The organism is Paraburkholderia gardini (assembly GCF_907164545.1).
Taxonomy (GTDB): domain Bacteria; phylum Pseudomonadota; class Gammaproteobacteria; order Burkholderiales; family Burkholderiaceae; genus Paraburkholderia; species Paraburkholderia gardini.
This window is the reverse complement of sequence record NZ_CAJQZB010000020.1, coordinates 21,835-35,886: the sequence shown is the minus strand read 5'-3', so window position 1 is coordinate 35,886 and position 14,052 is coordinate 21,835. Positions and strand designations below refer to the sequence as shown.

Annotated in this window: 15 protein-coding genes; 4 read left to right on the top strand and 11 right to left on the bottom strand. The window is 63.5% G+C overall.

What is annotated here, in order from left to right; all coding sequences use genetic code 11:
• Window positions 1-81: 81 nt before the first annotated feature.
• The 3 genes from LPA37_RS15265 to LPA37_RS15255 form a co-directional block, all read right to left on the bottom strand.
• On the bottom strand, window positions 82-2,199 hold the full coding sequence (locus LPA37_RS15265; RefSeq protein ID WP_229013008.1) for a 2Fe-2S iron-sulfur cluster-binding protein: 2,118 nt from the start codon (window positions 2,197-2,199) through the stop codon (window positions 82-84).
• 63 nt (window positions 2,200-2,262) lie between these two features.
• The gene (locus LPA37_RS15260) at window positions 2,263-2,883 is read right to left on the bottom strand and encodes a glutathione S-transferase family protein (RefSeq protein ID WP_229013007.1); all 621 of its coding nucleotides are present in this window, start codon (window positions 2,881-2,883) and stop codon (window positions 2,263-2,265) included.
• 170 nt (window positions 2,884-3,053) lie between these two features.
• Window positions 3,054-3,956: a LysR family transcriptional regulator gene (locus tag LPA37_RS15255; protein ID WP_228979110.1), complete on the bottom strand. Its 903-nt coding sequence runs from the start codon at window positions 3,954-3,956 to the stop codon at window positions 3,054-3,056.
• Between the two features lie 168 nt (window positions 3,957-4,124).
• On the opposite strand from LPA37_RS15255, the gene LPA37_RS15250 reads away from it, so the two are divergent.
• Window positions 4,125-4,505 (top strand): DUF5594 family protein, encoded by a 381-nt coding sequence (locus tag LPA37_RS15250; RefSeq protein WP_229013006.1) that lies wholly within the window; start codon window positions 4,125-4,127, stop codon window positions 4,503-4,505.
• Between the two features lie 91 nt (window positions 4,506-4,596).
• The gene (locus LPA37_RS15245; RefSeq protein ID WP_228979107.1) at window positions 4,597-4,905 is read left to right on the top strand and encodes a hypothetical protein; all 309 of its coding nucleotides are present in this window, start codon (window positions 4,597-4,599) and stop codon (window positions 4,903-4,905) included.
• Between the two features lie 101 nt (window positions 4,906-5,006).
• On the opposite strand, the gene LPA37_RS15240 is transcribed toward LPA37_RS15245, so the two are convergent.
• A complete protein-coding gene (locus LPA37_RS15240; protein WP_229013005.1) occupies window positions 5,007-5,762 on the bottom strand; it encodes an SDR family oxidoreductase in 756 nt (251 codons plus the stop codon).
• Window positions 5,759-7,936, bottom strand: a complete 2,178-nt coding sequence (locus LPA37_RS15235; RefSeq protein WP_229013004.1) for a malate synthase G — start codon at window positions 7,934-7,936, stop codon at window positions 5,759-5,761. The genes LPA37_RS15240 and LPA37_RS15235 overlap by 4 nt, the downstream gene beginning before the upstream one ends.
• Window positions 7,937-8,235: 299 nt before the next feature.
• Here LPA37_RS15235 and LPA37_RS15230 point away from each other — a divergent pair, with 299 nt between their 5' ends.
• A complete protein-coding gene (locus LPA37_RS15230) occupies window positions 8,236-8,433 on the top strand; it encodes a DUF3311 domain-containing protein (RefSeq protein WP_324251738.1) in 198 nt (65 codons plus the stop codon).
• A complete protein-coding gene (gene mctP, locus LPA37_RS15225; RefSeq protein WP_229013003.1) occupies window positions 8,430-9,923 on the top strand; it encodes a monocarboxylate uptake permease MctP in 1,494 nt (497 codons plus the stop codon). The genes LPA37_RS15230 and mctP overlap by 4 nt, the downstream gene beginning before the upstream one ends.
• 112 nt (window positions 9,924-10,035) lie before the next feature.
• Here the strand turns inward: mctP and LPA37_RS15220 are convergent, their stop codons facing one another.
• The 6 genes from LPA37_RS15220 to LPA37_RS15195 all read right to left on the bottom strand — a co-directional run bounded on the left by LPA37_RS15220 (window position 10,036) and on the right by LPA37_RS15195 (window position 13,721).
• On the bottom strand, window positions 10,036-10,422 hold the full coding sequence (locus LPA37_RS15220) for an SgcJ/EcaC family oxidoreductase (RefSeq protein ID WP_229013002.1): 387 nt from the start codon (window positions 10,420-10,422) through the stop codon (window positions 10,036-10,038).
• 171 nt (window positions 10,423-10,593) lie between these two features.
• Window positions 10,594-11,052 carry an arsenic resistance N-acetyltransferase ArsN2 gene (gene arsN2 / locus LPA37_RS15215; RefSeq protein ID WP_229013001.1) on the bottom strand — a complete coding sequence of 153 codons (459 nt, stop codon included), beginning with the start codon at window positions 11,050-11,052 and terminating at the stop codon, window positions 10,594-10,596.
• 309 nt (window positions 11,053-11,361) lie between these two features.
• Entirely contained in the window at window positions 11,362-12,429 is a 1,068-nt protein-coding gene (gene arsB / locus LPA37_RS15210) for an ACR3 family arsenite efflux transporter (RefSeq protein WP_229013028.1), read from the bottom strand.
• On the bottom strand, window positions 12,416-12,937 hold the full coding sequence (locus LPA37_RS15205) for an arsenate reductase ArsC (protein WP_229013000.1): 522 nt from the start codon (window positions 12,935-12,937) through the stop codon (window positions 12,416-12,418). Before LPA37_RS15205 ends, arsB begins: the two co-directional genes overlap by 14 nt.
• The gene (locus LPA37_RS15200) at window positions 12,934-13,392 is read right to left on the bottom strand and encodes an ArsI/CadI family heavy metal resistance metalloenzyme (RefSeq protein WP_229012999.1); all 459 of its coding nucleotides are present in this window, start codon (window positions 13,390-13,392) and stop codon (window positions 12,934-12,936) included. The genes LPA37_RS15205 and LPA37_RS15200 overlap by 4 nt, the downstream gene beginning before the upstream one ends.
• Window positions 13,389-13,721 (bottom strand): ArsR/SmtB family transcription factor, encoded by a 333-nt coding sequence (locus LPA37_RS15195; protein WP_228979097.1) that lies wholly within the window; start codon window positions 13,719-13,721, stop codon window positions 13,389-13,391. Before LPA37_RS15195 ends, LPA37_RS15200 begins: the two co-directional genes overlap by 4 nt.
• Between the last annotated feature and the right edge of the window lie 331 nt (window positions 13,722-14,052).

The following is a 14,052-nucleotide window of genomic DNA, read 5'->3' as shown; positions in this document are numbered from 1 at the left end:
TTATGGCGAATCCGGGCAGGGCGGTGGTTTATCGGATCAGGTCGCGCTGCCCAGCCAAAACCCGCCTGCCAGAGCCCTGGGTCACAGATCCAGTAGAAGACGAGCCGGTGCCTGCGTGCCGGGTTTAACCGCTGCGGGCACGGCGCAGCAGATCAATGCTTCGCCAGCGGCTACTTCAGTTGACGGCGCGACCGGATACGCCACCGCGCCTTCGAAAATCCGCGTGCGGCACGTGCCACAACTGCCGCCGCGGCAGCTGAATTCCGGCGCGAGGCCGCGCGCTTCCGCGAGTTCGAGCAGACTCCCGGATTCGGGCGTCCAGCGCGCTTCCTTGCCCGACTTCATGAACACGACCGGCACGGCAGCCCGCGCGGGCCGCGCCGCCGGTTTGACTGCATCCGCCCCCGCCGCATCCGCCGTAGCCGCATCCACCTTGCGCACCAGCGACGCGGGCCCAAACGCCTCCGCATGAACGCGTGCATCGGCGATATTCAGGTCGCGCAGACCGTCATAGATGCTCTGCATGAACGGCGCCGGTCCGCAAAGATAGAAGTCGTAGTCGTTGAACTGAAGCGTGCGGCTCAGCATCGCCATATCGATGCGGCCGGCTTCGTCGTAATCCTGCGATTCGAGTGCGCCGTCGGTCTGGCTCAGCACGCGGATCACGCGCACCGCACCGCCGGCCGCCTGTTCGAGCGCCGCGATCTCGCGGTCGAACGCACGTTCCGCCTTCGAATGCGTCGCATAAAACAGGTACGTCGTGCGGATGCGGCGCTTGCGAAAGCCTTCATAGACGATATGCCGCAACATCGCGAGCATCGGTGTAATGCCAACGCCCGCGGCAAGCAGCACGGCCGGACGGCGTTCGGCCGCATCGATGGTGAAGCGGCCAGCCGGGCTGCGCGCCTCGATCACGTCGCCGGTGGAGAGCGCATCGTGCAGATACGACGACACGCGTCCTTCGCGCTTCACGCTGATCCGGTAGAGCCCGTCGGAAGGCGCAACCGACAGCGTGTAGGTGCGCAGCACCGGCCTGGTTTCGCCGGGCAGCGTCACGCGGACCGGCAGATGCTGACCCGCGGCATGCGGCACGAGCCCGGCACCGTCGGCTGGTTCCAGATGAAACGAACGGATCGTCGAGCTTTCGTCGACGATGCGCGCGATCTTCATTGGCCGCCACGTACTGGCGAGCGACGCGGCCTTCAGACGGCTGGCGGCTGCGTCCCAGTCGCCCGTGAGCGCCGCGCTCGGCGAGGCGCCGTCGCGGCGCTTCGTCCAGCGCAGCGGCAACGCGCCGCCGCGAAACACCGCGCGCCGCGTCGTGAAGCGCCAGAGCCGTTCGGCACCCTGAAACGCCGCGATTTCCGGCGAATCGAGAATGACTTCCGCGTCGCCCGTGAGCTGCAGCAGATCGCCGGTTTCGAAATCGGCGAACACGAGCCCGGCCTTCGGATTGACGAGAAAATTGCCTAGCGTGTTGAAGAACAGGTTGCCGGCGAAATCGGGAACCGTCAGCACGCCGTCGTCGCCGATGCGCACGAAGCCGGGCTTGCCGCCGCGATGCGAGACGTCGACCTGGCGTTGCGTCACGCCGTCTTCGTCGCGATCCACGTACGAGGCGACGAAAAACGCATCGGCGCCGCGAATCAGTGCACGGGCGCGTTCGTCGAGATGGTCGGCATACTGCGGTGCGACGCTGGCGGGAATCGCCGCGTCGCGAACGAACGCGTACTCGCGCAGCGTGATGTACTGCGGACAATTGCCGAAGCTCGTGCCGACGAGCAGATCGAATCCGCTCGCGTTCTCGCGATGCACTGTGCCGTTCAAGCGGTTGCGCCGGCGCGTCGCGAGATCGATGCCGAGCAGCGCGATCGCGTTGCCGTCTTCCATGCCGCTGTCGGCGGGGTCCATCGCGTCGCGGACATTGCCGATGTGCAGCGTGAGCGCATCGGGCGCGTGCATGAAACCCGGCTGGCCCGCGCGCACGGTTGCCCATACATCGCCCGCCGGATCGACCGCGCCGAGCATGACGTACGGCAGGAGCGGGTAGAACGCGCGATGCTGCTCCGGCAGAAAATCGCGCAGCACACGGCGGCCGACTTCATCCATCCGTCTGTCGACGCCGGCCTTGCGCTGGATGGCGAGCTCGCCTGCGTGCCACGGCGAGCGTGCAAGCGTCTCAGGTGCTTCGATCATCATGGCGGCTCCCGGCAAGGCAGACGTTGCGTGGACGCATACGCCCACGCAGGAAGGCTCGAACGATCAGGCGGCTTTCCCGGCGAGCCCGGCCGGCGACTGCGCGAACGGCACGAATCCCGGCAATGCTTCGACGCGGGCGAGCCATGCCATCACGTTCGGATACGCGCTGAGATCGACGTTGCCTTCCGGCGCGCGGGCGACGTAGCTGTAGAGCGCCACGTCGGCAATCGACGGATGCGCGAGCGCGATCCATTCGCGTCCCGCCAGCTGGGTTTCGATGCGCGCGAGCAGCGTGTGCGCGCGGGCGATCACTTCATCGGCGTGGAGCTTCGCGCCGAACAGCGTGACGAGACGCGCGGCGGCGGGGCCGAAGGCGAGGTCGCCAGCGGCGACCGACAGCCAGCGCTGCACGGCGGCGGCTTGCCGCGGCTCGACGGGCAACCAGTCGGTCTTGCCGAAACGGCTCGCGAGATAGACCAGGATCGAGTTCGAATCGGGGATCACCGTGTCGCCATCCACCAGCACCGGTATCTGGCCGAACGCATTGAGCTTCAGGAATTCGGGCGATTTCTGTTCGCGCTTCGTCAGGTCGACTTCGACCAGTTCGTGTTCGATGCCGAGCAGCGAAAGAAAGAGACGCGCGCGATGCGCATGACCGGACAGCGGATGGTAGTAAAGCTTCATTCGTTTCTCCTCGGACGGATTCGGGTGGGACGTATCGGACAGCCATTGCAGTCTAGGCGTCGTCGTCACGGGTTTGAATCCGTCGCGCGGAGAATTGACCGTTCGCGAAACGAGAAGAGTGGGGGAATGCCCGCCACATGGGTGTTTCAGCCCGGGTGGCGGCCTGGCCGCTATGGATTGAGCGAGCTGTTCGAGCGCAGCGTTTCGATCGCGAGATCGACGAACGTGCGGACCTTGCGCGTGACGTGCCGTCCTTCGCGGTGCATCACGTGGATCGGCAGCGGCGGCGGTTCGAACGCCTCCAGTACGATCTGCAGCGTGCCGTCGCGCAACTGCTGCGCGATCTGGTACGACAGCAGTTGCGTCAGCCCCAGGCCCGCCGCGACCGCGCTGATCGCCGAATCGTTGGTCGTCGTGGTCATCCGCGGTTTGACGCGCACCGCGTGCCGGCGCTCGTCGCTGCCAAAACGCCATTCGGATAGCGTCGACACACCGCTTGCCGAGACGATCGCGCGCCCGGCCAGGTCCTCGGGATTGCGGGGAACACCGTGCCGCGCCAGATAATCCGGCGAAGCGCATACCACGCGGCGAACCTGTCCGACGCGCACCGCCTGCATCGACGAATCCGGCAGGTCGCCGAGACGGATCGCGATGTCGATCCCTTCATCGACGATGTTCACGATGCGATCGAGAAACCAGCAGCTGACGTCGACTTCCGGATACCGGCCGAGATAGTCGATGACGATCGGCGTCACGTAGTACTTGCCGAACAGCATCGACGACGTGATCGACAGCAGGCCGCGCGTCGTGCCGTGCATGCTGGTGGCCGACTGCTCGGCTTCCTCGATGTCGGCGAGAATGCGCCGGCACCGGTCGGCATAATCGGCGCCGGTGTCGGTCATGCGCACCATGCGCGTCGTGCGGGTGAGGAGCCGTACGCCCATCGCGTCCTCGAGTTCGCCCACCATGCGCGTCACCACGGAAGGCGACACCTTCAGCTTGCGGGCCGCCGACGCGAACCCGCCGGTATCCACCACGGTCAGAAAGGCAGTCATGGCTTGCAGGCGGTCCATGGGGTTCCTGTAACGGTGCGTTGAGTGATGGGCGAGGGTAGGGCCGGTGCGGCCCCACAAAGGATATCCCAGGCCGGGGGTGCTGCGCGCCCTGGCCTGGCACGCAGCACGTTGCGCGCCGGGCGCCGATGAACGACACTGCCAGCCTGACCTTATCGGCGAACGATCATGAATCAGGAGACCGCCGCGTGCTTCGAACGTGATTTCGTGCCGCGCATCACCGCCACACTCGTACGTATTTTCAGCCAGCGCGTACACATCGACGTGATTCCGTATGGCGGCGCGCTGCATCCCACGCGGGTACGCATCACCGGGGACATCCTTCCGGCCGGCCACGGTTACGCGCATCCGCTCAACGTTGCGCTAACGTGGGACAGCGACGCGATTCACGGCTTGCTGGAGCCGGGCGGCGAGGCGCGCTTCGCGCGCTATCTCGCCGCGCTGCCGCGCAAGCTCGACAACTGGCAGGGCGGGCGGGCGATCGATTTCGGCTCGCGCTCGCAGGCGGAACCGTCGATATTGCTCGGCGGGCTCGATTTCGAGGCGTGATTTTCGACGCGTGATGCAGGGCGGCGGCGCCGCGTCCTGTGCGGTGCGGCCGTCATGCTACGATCTGACGGTCAGGACGATGGAGGTGGCCATGGCTACGTACGCTGTTGACGCTGTACGCATCAACCCTGCTAACGACCGCGTCACGCACGTGCGCTGGGCGCTCATCAATCCGAAGACCCACGAGTGGCTGTCGCAGCATGAAATCGTCGAAGTGGACGAAGTCGTCAAGGTGATCCGTGCGGGCAACCTGGTGTGGTCGCTCTACACGCTCGGCGGCATGCGGCTCCTCGGGCCGAAGATCAAGACCGTCTCGCACACGGACGGCCACGACGGCATCGATACGGATATTCCCGGCGGCCACGTCGAAAAATCGATCGACGATTTACCGCGCGTCTGAGTTTTTCGCGTTCTTCCGCGCTTGCATACAGCAATTTACCGGCCGCGGGCGTTGTGCGCCCGCGACCCGTAGGTTGCCCGGTTAACCGCTCGCCGCGACGATCAAAGCTCGCGGATATCGGCGGTCGGTTCCTGCCCGAACACATCGCTCAACACGTAGTCGACCAGCTTCGCCGCCGATGCTTCCGGCGAAGCCAGCTGCCCGTTGCGCTTGAGGTCTTCGAACTTGCCGCGTGACGGAAACTTCTCCGTGCTCACGCCGCGGATTTCCGCCTGCATCCCCGTATCGACCACGCCCGGCGCCAGACTGCAGATGCGCAGCGCGCGGGTTTCGTCGAGCGCAACGGCGCGCGCGTGATGATCGAGCGCTGCCTTCGTCGCGCAATAGATGCTCCAGCCCGCATACGCATTGCGCGCCGCGCCGCTCGAAACATGCACGATGCGCCGGTCGGGTGCGTCCGTACTTGCCGTGGCGAACGCGCTTGCCATCATCAGCGGCGCGGCCACGTTCAGACTGACGGCGCCCGCGATCGCGGCAACGTCCTGCGTGTCGAGCGGGCCGACCGGCTGCACCATGCCCGCGTTGTTGATCAGCACGACGCGCGCCGCGCCCGCCAGAAAGCCGCGCAACGCATCGCTGCCGAGCCACTGCGCGAGCTGTGCGGTATCGGCCAGATCGAGTTCGACTTCGGTGAGCGCCTGCGGATAGCGTTGCGCGAGCGAAGCGTTCAGCGAGCGCGCGACGCCCAGCACCGCAATGCCGCGTTCGAGGAGCGCCGCGGCGAGCGCGTCGCCGATGCCCCGCGTGTGGCCGGTGACGACCGCGCGGGTCGCCGCCTTCGTGTGTGGCGTCGTCATGCGCGGGCCTCCTTCAGTTCGAGACGGAACTTGTGCAGCAGCGGCTCGGTGTAGCCCGATGGTTGCTCGCGCCCTTCGAAGACGAGCGCGCACGCGGCCTTGAACGCAAGCGATGCGTCGAAGTCGGGCGCCATCGGGTGATAGTGCGGGTCGCCGGCGTTCTGCTTGTCGACGACCTTCGCCATCCGCTGCATGGTTTGCATCACGAGCTCAGGCGTCACCACGCCGTGACGCAGCCAGTTCGCGATGTGCTGGCTGGAAATGCGCAGCGTCGCGCGGTCTTCCATCAGGCCGACGTCGTGAATGTCCGGCACCTTCGAACAACCGACGCCCTGATCGATCCAGCGCACCACATAACCCAGAATGCCCTGCGCGTTGTTCTCGACTTCGCTGCGGATCTCGTCGTCCGACCATTGCGCCTTGTCGACGACCGGGATGGTGAGCAACCCCTTGAGCAACACGTCGCGCTCGCTTGCGTAAGCGATGCGTTCCATCTCTTCCTGCACGGCCTGCACGTCGATCTTGTGATAGTGCAGCGCGTGCAGCGTGGCCGCGGTCGGCGACGGCACCCACGCGGTGTTCGCGCCCGCCTTCGGATGCGCGATCTTCTGTTCGAGCATCGCGTGCATCAGGTCGGGCATCGCCCACATGCCCTTGCCGATCTGCGCGCGGCCACGCAGTCCGGCGTCGAGGCCGGCGAGCACGTTATTGCGCTCGTACGACGCAATCCAGCTCGACGACTTCATGTCGCCCTTGCGGATCATCGCGCCGGCTTCCATCGCCGAATGCATCTCGTCGCCAGTGCGGTCGAGAAAGCCCGTGTTGATGAACGCGACGCGTTCGGAAGCGGCGGCGATACAGGCTTGCAGATTCACGCTCGTGCGGCGCTCCTCGTCCATGATGCCCATCTTGATCGTGTTGTGCGGCAGGCCGAGCAGCTTCTCGACGCGCGCGAACAGTTCGGAGGCAAACGCGACTTCGGCGGGCCCGTGCATCTTCGGCTTCACGATGTAGATCGAGCCGGTGCGCGAATTCATCTTGTTCTTTAGATCGTGGATCGCGCAGAGCGTCGTGACGACCGCATCGAGAATGCCCTCGGGAATCTCGTTGCCGTCGCGGTCGGTGATGGCCGGGTTCGTCATCAGATGCCCGACGTTGCGCACGAAAAGCAGCGACCGGCCATGCAGCCTGAACATCGAGCCGTCGGTGCGGCGGTATTCGCGATCGGCGTTCAGGCGGCGTATGAACGTCTTGCCGTTCTTCGTGACTTCCTCGGTGAGCGTGCCTTTCATCAGGCCGATCCAGTTGCGGTAAAGCTGAACCTTGTCGTCGGCATCGACGGCGGCCACCGAATCCTCGCAATCGATGATCGTGCTCACCGCGGCTTCCATCAGCACGTCCTTCACATGCGCGGCGTCGGTCTTGCCGATCGGGTCGTCGGCGTTGATCTGGATTTCGAAATGCAGGCCGTTGTGCTTCAGCAGGATCGCCGACGGGGCATTCGTCACGCCCTGGAAGCCGGCGAACTGCGCCGGTGTTTTCAGCGCGGTTGCGCCGTTCTTCAACACGACGACGAGTTCGTTGCCTTCGATGCTGTAACGCGTGGCGTCCGCGTGCGAGCCGCTCGCGAGCGGCGCGGCTTCGTCGAGAAACGCGCGCGCAAAGGCGATCACGCGTGCGCCGCGCACTGGATTGAATGCCTTCTGCTTTTCGGCCCCACCGGTTTCGGGAATCGCGTCGGTGCCGTAGAGCGCGTCGTACAGGCTGCCCCAGCGCGCGTTCGCGGCGTTGAGCGCATAGCGCTGGTTCGACAGCGGCACGACGAGTTGCGGGCCGGCCTGGGTGGAGATTTCGCTGTCGACGTTGGCGGTCGTCGCCTTGAACGCCGCCGGCGCGGGCACGATATAACCGATGCCTTCGAGGAACGTGCGATACGCGGCGAGATCGCGCACCGGGCCCGGATTCGCGCGATGCCACGCGTCGAGTTCCGTTTGCAGCCGGTCGCGTTCGGCGAGCAGTGCGCGGTTTTTGGGTGCGAGCTCGTGCACGAGGGCATCGAAACCTGCCCAGAACTGGGTGGCATCGACACCGGTGCCCGGCAAGGCTTCGCTGTCGATAAACTGTTTGAGTCCGGCTGCAATGCGCAGCCCGCCTTGGTCGGTCATCTGGGTCATGAACTGCTCCGTCTGTCTGTATGGGCCTGTTGCCCGTTCACGCGTTGATATTGTGAGCGTCGGCACGCCGCCTTCGAGGGTACCGGAAAGCGGTGTGCCGAGGAAAGCCGTGCATGCGGCGGGCGCTGCAGATCTTTTAAGAATCGCCCATAATTCCGACCGCGGCGGGACTGGAAGACGCTCCGTCGCGCAGGAACCTTCATACCCATTTCCTGGCGACACGGTGCCACAAGCAGCGTGCAGCGGCGTCTCGTTTCGCCGTGCCCGGAAGTTCCTTTCAGTTGCATAACATAACTATCATGAGCTCATCCGACCAATCAAGTCGATCCTGGACCAGGGTTCTCCTGGTGATCCCCTATATCGCGCTGCTCTGGCTGCCGTTCTATAACGACGTGCGACCGTCGCTGCTCGGTTTTCCGTTCTTCTACTGGTATCAACTGCTGTGGGTGCCGGTGACGTCGCTCCTGCTGTACGTCGTCTACAGGAGCTTCAAATGAGCGAACTGAAACCAGTTGATGGCGTGGCGATGGGCGTATTCATTGCGTTCTTCGCACTGGTCACGGTGCTCGGCTTCGTCGCCGCGCGCTGGAAACGGGGCGACCTGACGCAGTTGCACGAGTGGGGTCTGGGTGGCCGCCAGTTCGGGACCGTGATTTCGTGGTTCCTCGTCGGCGGCGACTTCTATACGGCGTACACCGTGATCGCGGTGCCGGCGCTGGTGTATTCGGTGGGCGCATATGGCTTTTTCGCGCTGCCGTATACGATCATCGTCTATCCGTTCGTGTTCGCCGTGATGCCGAAGCTCTGGCAGATCGCGCACGCGAAGAACCACATCACCGCGGCCGATTACGTGCATGGCGAATACGGCGGCAAGCTGCTACCGGCGGCCGTCGCGCTGACAGGCATCGTGGCGACGATGCCGTATATCGCGCTGCAGCTGGTCGGCATGCAGGTCGTGATCAAGGGTCTCGGCGTGGAAGGCGAACTGCCGCTCATCGCCGCATTCGTGATTCTCGCGGTGTACACGTATTCAAGCGGCCTGCGCGCGCCGGCGATGATCGCGTTCGTCAAGGACATCATGATCTATATCGTCGTGATCGCGGCGGTGTGGCTGATTCCCGCGAAGCTCGGCGGCTACGGCGCGGTGTTCGATTCGGCCGACAAGTTCTTTCAGGCGAAGGGCGGCGCGACCGGCATCATCCTGAAGCCGACGCAGTTCACCGCATACGCTTCGCTTGCGCTCGGTTCGGCGCTGGCCGCGTTCATGTATCCGCACACGATGACGGCGGTGCTGTCCTCGTCGTCGGCGAAGACGGTGCGCAAGAACGCGATTTTCCTGCCGGCGTACACACTGCTGCTGGGTCTCATCGCGTTGCTCGGCTATATGGCGATTGCCGCTGGCGTTCACGTGAAGTCGGCATCGGACGTCGTGCCGGCGCTCTTCGGCACGATCTTCCCGTCGTGGTTCGTGGGCTTCGCGGCGGCGGCGATCGCGATCAGCGCGCTGGTGCCGGCGGCCATCATGTCGATCGGCGCGGCGAACCTGTTCACGCGCAACCTGTGGCGTCCGCTGGTGAATCCGGACATCACGCCGGCGAAGGAAGCGGCGACCGCGAAGCTGGCATCACTCGTCGTGAAGTTCGGCGCGCTGCTCTTCATCGTGTTCCTGCCGACACAGTACGCGATCGATCTTCAGTTGCTGGGCGGCGTGTGGATTCTGCAGATCTTCCCGGCGATCGTGTTCACGCTCTACACGCGACGCATGTCGACGGTGGGGCTGCTCGCCGGCTGGCTGGTCGGCATCGTGATCGGGACGGGGCTTGCGATCGTGCAGGGGCTCAAACCGGTGTACCCGCTGCATCTCGGCGGTAGGACGTGGCCGCTGTACATCGGCCTGATCGCGCTCGTCGCGAATATCGTCGTCACGTTTATCGTGTCGGCGATCTCGCCGAAGCGTGCGCCGATGGATGCGGTCGCACGCGGCTGATGCCAGCGTCGATGCGTTGATGCGCTGGGGCGGGCCTCGATGTCCGCCCCGCGTTTTACGGAAAAGCCGGCCCTGTGCCGGCTTTTCCGCTTTTACGTCCAGCGTCTGGCGTTCAGCTTTTCGCCGCGACCAGATTCGCGTCCCGCGCGAGCAGCCAGCGTCCGCTCGCATCCTTGCGCAGGATCGTCAGTGTATGGCCGGCGTGATGGACCGGCGCGGCCTCGCCCGGCGTTCTGATCGTGATGTCCAGATGGTTGCGCACGAAGGCCCAGTCGCCGGCGACCTGGAGCTCCTCGATCTCAGCCGTGCCTTCCATCCGGACGTTCTGCATCGCCGTGGACATGGCCGCAAACGTCTCTTTCCCGAAGGGCGGATGGCCCGGCGTCATGAAGACCACGTCATCGGTCATGAGGCCCAGCACGGTCGCTGTGTCGCCGCTTCGGCTCGCGGTCATCCACGTGTCGATCAGGGTGCGGATTGCCTGTTCGTCATCGCTCATGTCAGGGCTCCTCAAGTCGGGTACCACGGAAAGTGACAACTGCGTCAGGCAAGTGAAAAACTAAAGCCACAGTTCATGCAAAAACCCGGGCGCCCCAGGCTTCTTGCGGGAGGCCACCGTCCGCGACGGTCGCGGAAGGACTCGAATCAGTCCCGCGTAACAGTGCTGGCATCAGGCCGCGTCGCCCGAAGGCGGTCGCAATGTCCTTGTCATGCATATAGCACTCGCCGGACAAATGCTCGCGAACTGAAGGCTACGCCTGATCAGTTCTGGTGCCGTAGCCCGATCGGCGATTTCATATCCAGCTTGCAGGAAGAAAGCGCTTGCAGTTGTGGTCAGGAGCCAAAGTCGCTCGATTCCTTCTGTCGCAGCCAGTCTTTGTACCGCGTCGACCAGCGTCTTTCCTGCGCCATACGCTCGCAGGTTCGACTGCACCGCCAGTGAGCGTACCAGGCCGTCGCGACCATGTACCTCCAGGCCGATGCAGCCACCAAACTGGGCGCCGGGGTACTCGACAATGAGGAACCGGATCGGGGCATTTTCCGGGAGGTCTTCAACTGGAAGCTCACTCGCGATCAGGAGGGCCTGTATAAGGCTGTAGTCTTCAGCCCTTGCTGTACGTGTTTTCATCGCCGCTCATCACTCTTCCTGAACGTTACTCCCGCATCACGCCGTCCGCGACACGGTGGTCGATGGTCCGCTGACGAGGGGCGAATCGCATCGCCACTAAACGATGGCAAACGACACGGTGCATCCGGTCCACCGACATCCAGATTTTTCATGTCGTCGGAAACCCGGGCCGCACTCAACCGCCGCGCGATGAAGGCTTGCATCGAGTTGCAGTGCAGACCGCCCGAACCAGACAACAGCGAACGGGGATTGCTGTCAGCATTTGCCATGACGTATCCCGGTTATGCCTCGTGTTCGCAAGCCGCTGGATCAGAGCGCCCTGGCTTCATACCAGCGTTGCGAGCGATTGACGACGCCGACCACCAGCAACATGACCGGCACTTCGATGAGCACCCCGACCACTGTGGCCAGCGCCGCGCCCGAGTGGAATCCGAAGAGACTGATCGCGGTGGCCACGGCCAGTTCGAAGAAATTGCTTGCACCAATCAGGCTCGACGGTCCGGCTACGCAGTGGGCAACACCTAGCCTGCGATTGAGCAGGTACGCCAGGCCCGAGTTAAAGAAGACCTGAATCAGGACAGGTACCGCGAGCATGGCGATGATCAGCGGCTCGTGAACGATGGCCTCTCCCTGAAAAGCGAACAGGAGCACGAGTGTCGCGAGCAACGCCGAAATCGAATACGGACCGAGCTTTCCCACGAGCCGCTGAAAATGCGCGTCGCCTTTCGCGAGCAACGAGCGCCGGATTATCTGCGCGAAAATGACCGGCACGATGATGTAAAGGCCGACCGAGGCAATGAGCGTATCCCACGGCACAGTAATGGCCGATAGCCCCAGCAGAAGCGCTACGAGCGGTGCAAAAGCCACGATCATGATGGAGTCGTTCAACGCCACTTGCGACAGTGTGAAATACGGATCGCCCTTGCACAGTTGCGACCAGACAAACACCATCGCCGTACATGGCGCGGCAGCCAGCAGGATCAGGCCGGCGATGTAGCTGTCGAGCTGGTTCGCCGGCAACCATGGTGCGAACACGTGGCGGATGAAAATCCAGCCGAGCAGGGCCATGGAGAACGGCTTGACGAACCAGTTGACGAATAACGTCACCCCAATGCCGCGCCATTGGCGCTTCACCTGAGTCATGGCCGCGAAGTCGATTTTCACGAGCATGGGGATAATCATGATCCAGATCAGCACCGCCAGCGGCAGGTTGACGTGGGCAACCTCCATGCGGCCAATGGCTTGAAACGCGCCCGGTAGCAGTTGGCCGAGCACAATGCCGCCGATGATGCACAACGCCACCCACACCGTCAGGTACCGCTCGAAAAAGCCAATGACGGGCTTCAATGCCGAACTCGCGTGTTCAATGCTGCTCATTCGGTCCCCCGGCTGCCCGTTCACCGATCGCGCGTAACTCGCGCTGAATGGCATTGCTGTCCAGTACGTGCAGCGGCAAGTTCACGAACTGACTCACCCGGCCGAGTATCTGCCGGTAGACCTTGCTGAACACCTGGCGCTTTTCGTCATCCGTGCCCTCGAACGCGGCGGGGTCCTCAAAACCCCAATGCGCCGTCATCGGTTTGCCTGGCCAGACAGGGCAGACTTCGCCGGCGGCCTGGTCACACACGGTGATGACGAAATCCATATGCGGAGCATCAGGCGTTGCAAATTCGTCCCAACTCTTGCTGCGTAGTTGTGAAACGTCGTAGCCGAGTGACTTGCAGCGCTCGACAGCGAAAGGGTTGACCCTTCCACCAGGGTGACTTCCCGCGCTGTACGCCCGGAAGCAACCGTTGCCCAGCACGTTGAAAAGCGCTTCGGCCATGATGCTGCGCGCACTGTTTCCCGTGCAAAGGATGAGGATTGACCAGGGTCGATCGGTCACGTGCGACTCCGGAATTGCAGGGTGGATGCGGTCGGGGTGCAGCAGGCATCCGACGAATGCTCCGGTTCATTTCCTGACTCCCCGTAGGTCGGCGCGGTCGCGAGCGTCCTGAAGGTTTCCCATGCCACGCCTTGTGGATCGACGGTCCAGGCCTTGTTTGACTTCGCGTAGCAGCAGGTCGTGCCGATCTGCTCACGCACGGGCAGGTCCGCAGCGGCAAAGCGGGCGTTCATCTCTGCCAGTTCGTCGTCGGTCTCGACCTGGATCCCGACATGGTCGATACCAGGTTTTGCGCCACGCTGGGAAATGGCGAAGTTGACCGCGGGATCTTTCAGCTCCCACTTGCAGTAATCGTGCGTCAGCACAGTCGGTTCGACGTTTCCGAACATCGCGCTATAGAAGCGGATGCTTTCGGTCAGGCTTTGGACAGATACGTGGACGTGCATTCGCTTCATGATTCATCTCCGCAGCAGGCTGGAGGGCTGCTCGCCGCGCATGTCGCGCCAGCGCAGCAGTTCTCGGTGAGAAAACCGACAAGGCCATTCATCGCGTCGAAATTGGCCGAATAGTAGATAAAGCGTCCTTCCTGCCGCGCTTTCACGAGGTCCGCGTGCGACAGATCCTTCAGGTGAAAAGACAGTCTGGATGGCGCGAGATCTAGCTGTTGTCCAATTTCGCCGGCCGGCATCCCATCGGGCCCGGCGACGACGAGCGTTCGGAAAATCGCGAGCCGCGATTCATGTGCAAGGGCGCTCAAGGCGCGTACGACGAGGTTCGAGTCCATGTCCGCAGCATAGACTCATCATTTACATATTTCAAGTATTGTAGAAATGTTGTACCGACTGAACCGTGCCACCTGCCCACCTGTGTCAACAAGGCCTGGTGGTCGTTACTCCGCGAGCGCCGGTTTTTTTCATTTGACCCGACAAAGCAGAACGGATATTTCACTTCCCGGGGCACGGGTTGATTCGCCGGTGGCACTTTTGCCGAAAACCTCTTGAATTCAAAGGTTGGCTTTTCATGAATCGTGGCAACCGGCAATCATGCAGAACGCACAGGAGAGGGCGCGCGTGCCGTCTGCCGCGCCGTTCCGGGAAGTCCCCGGAAGCAGGCGG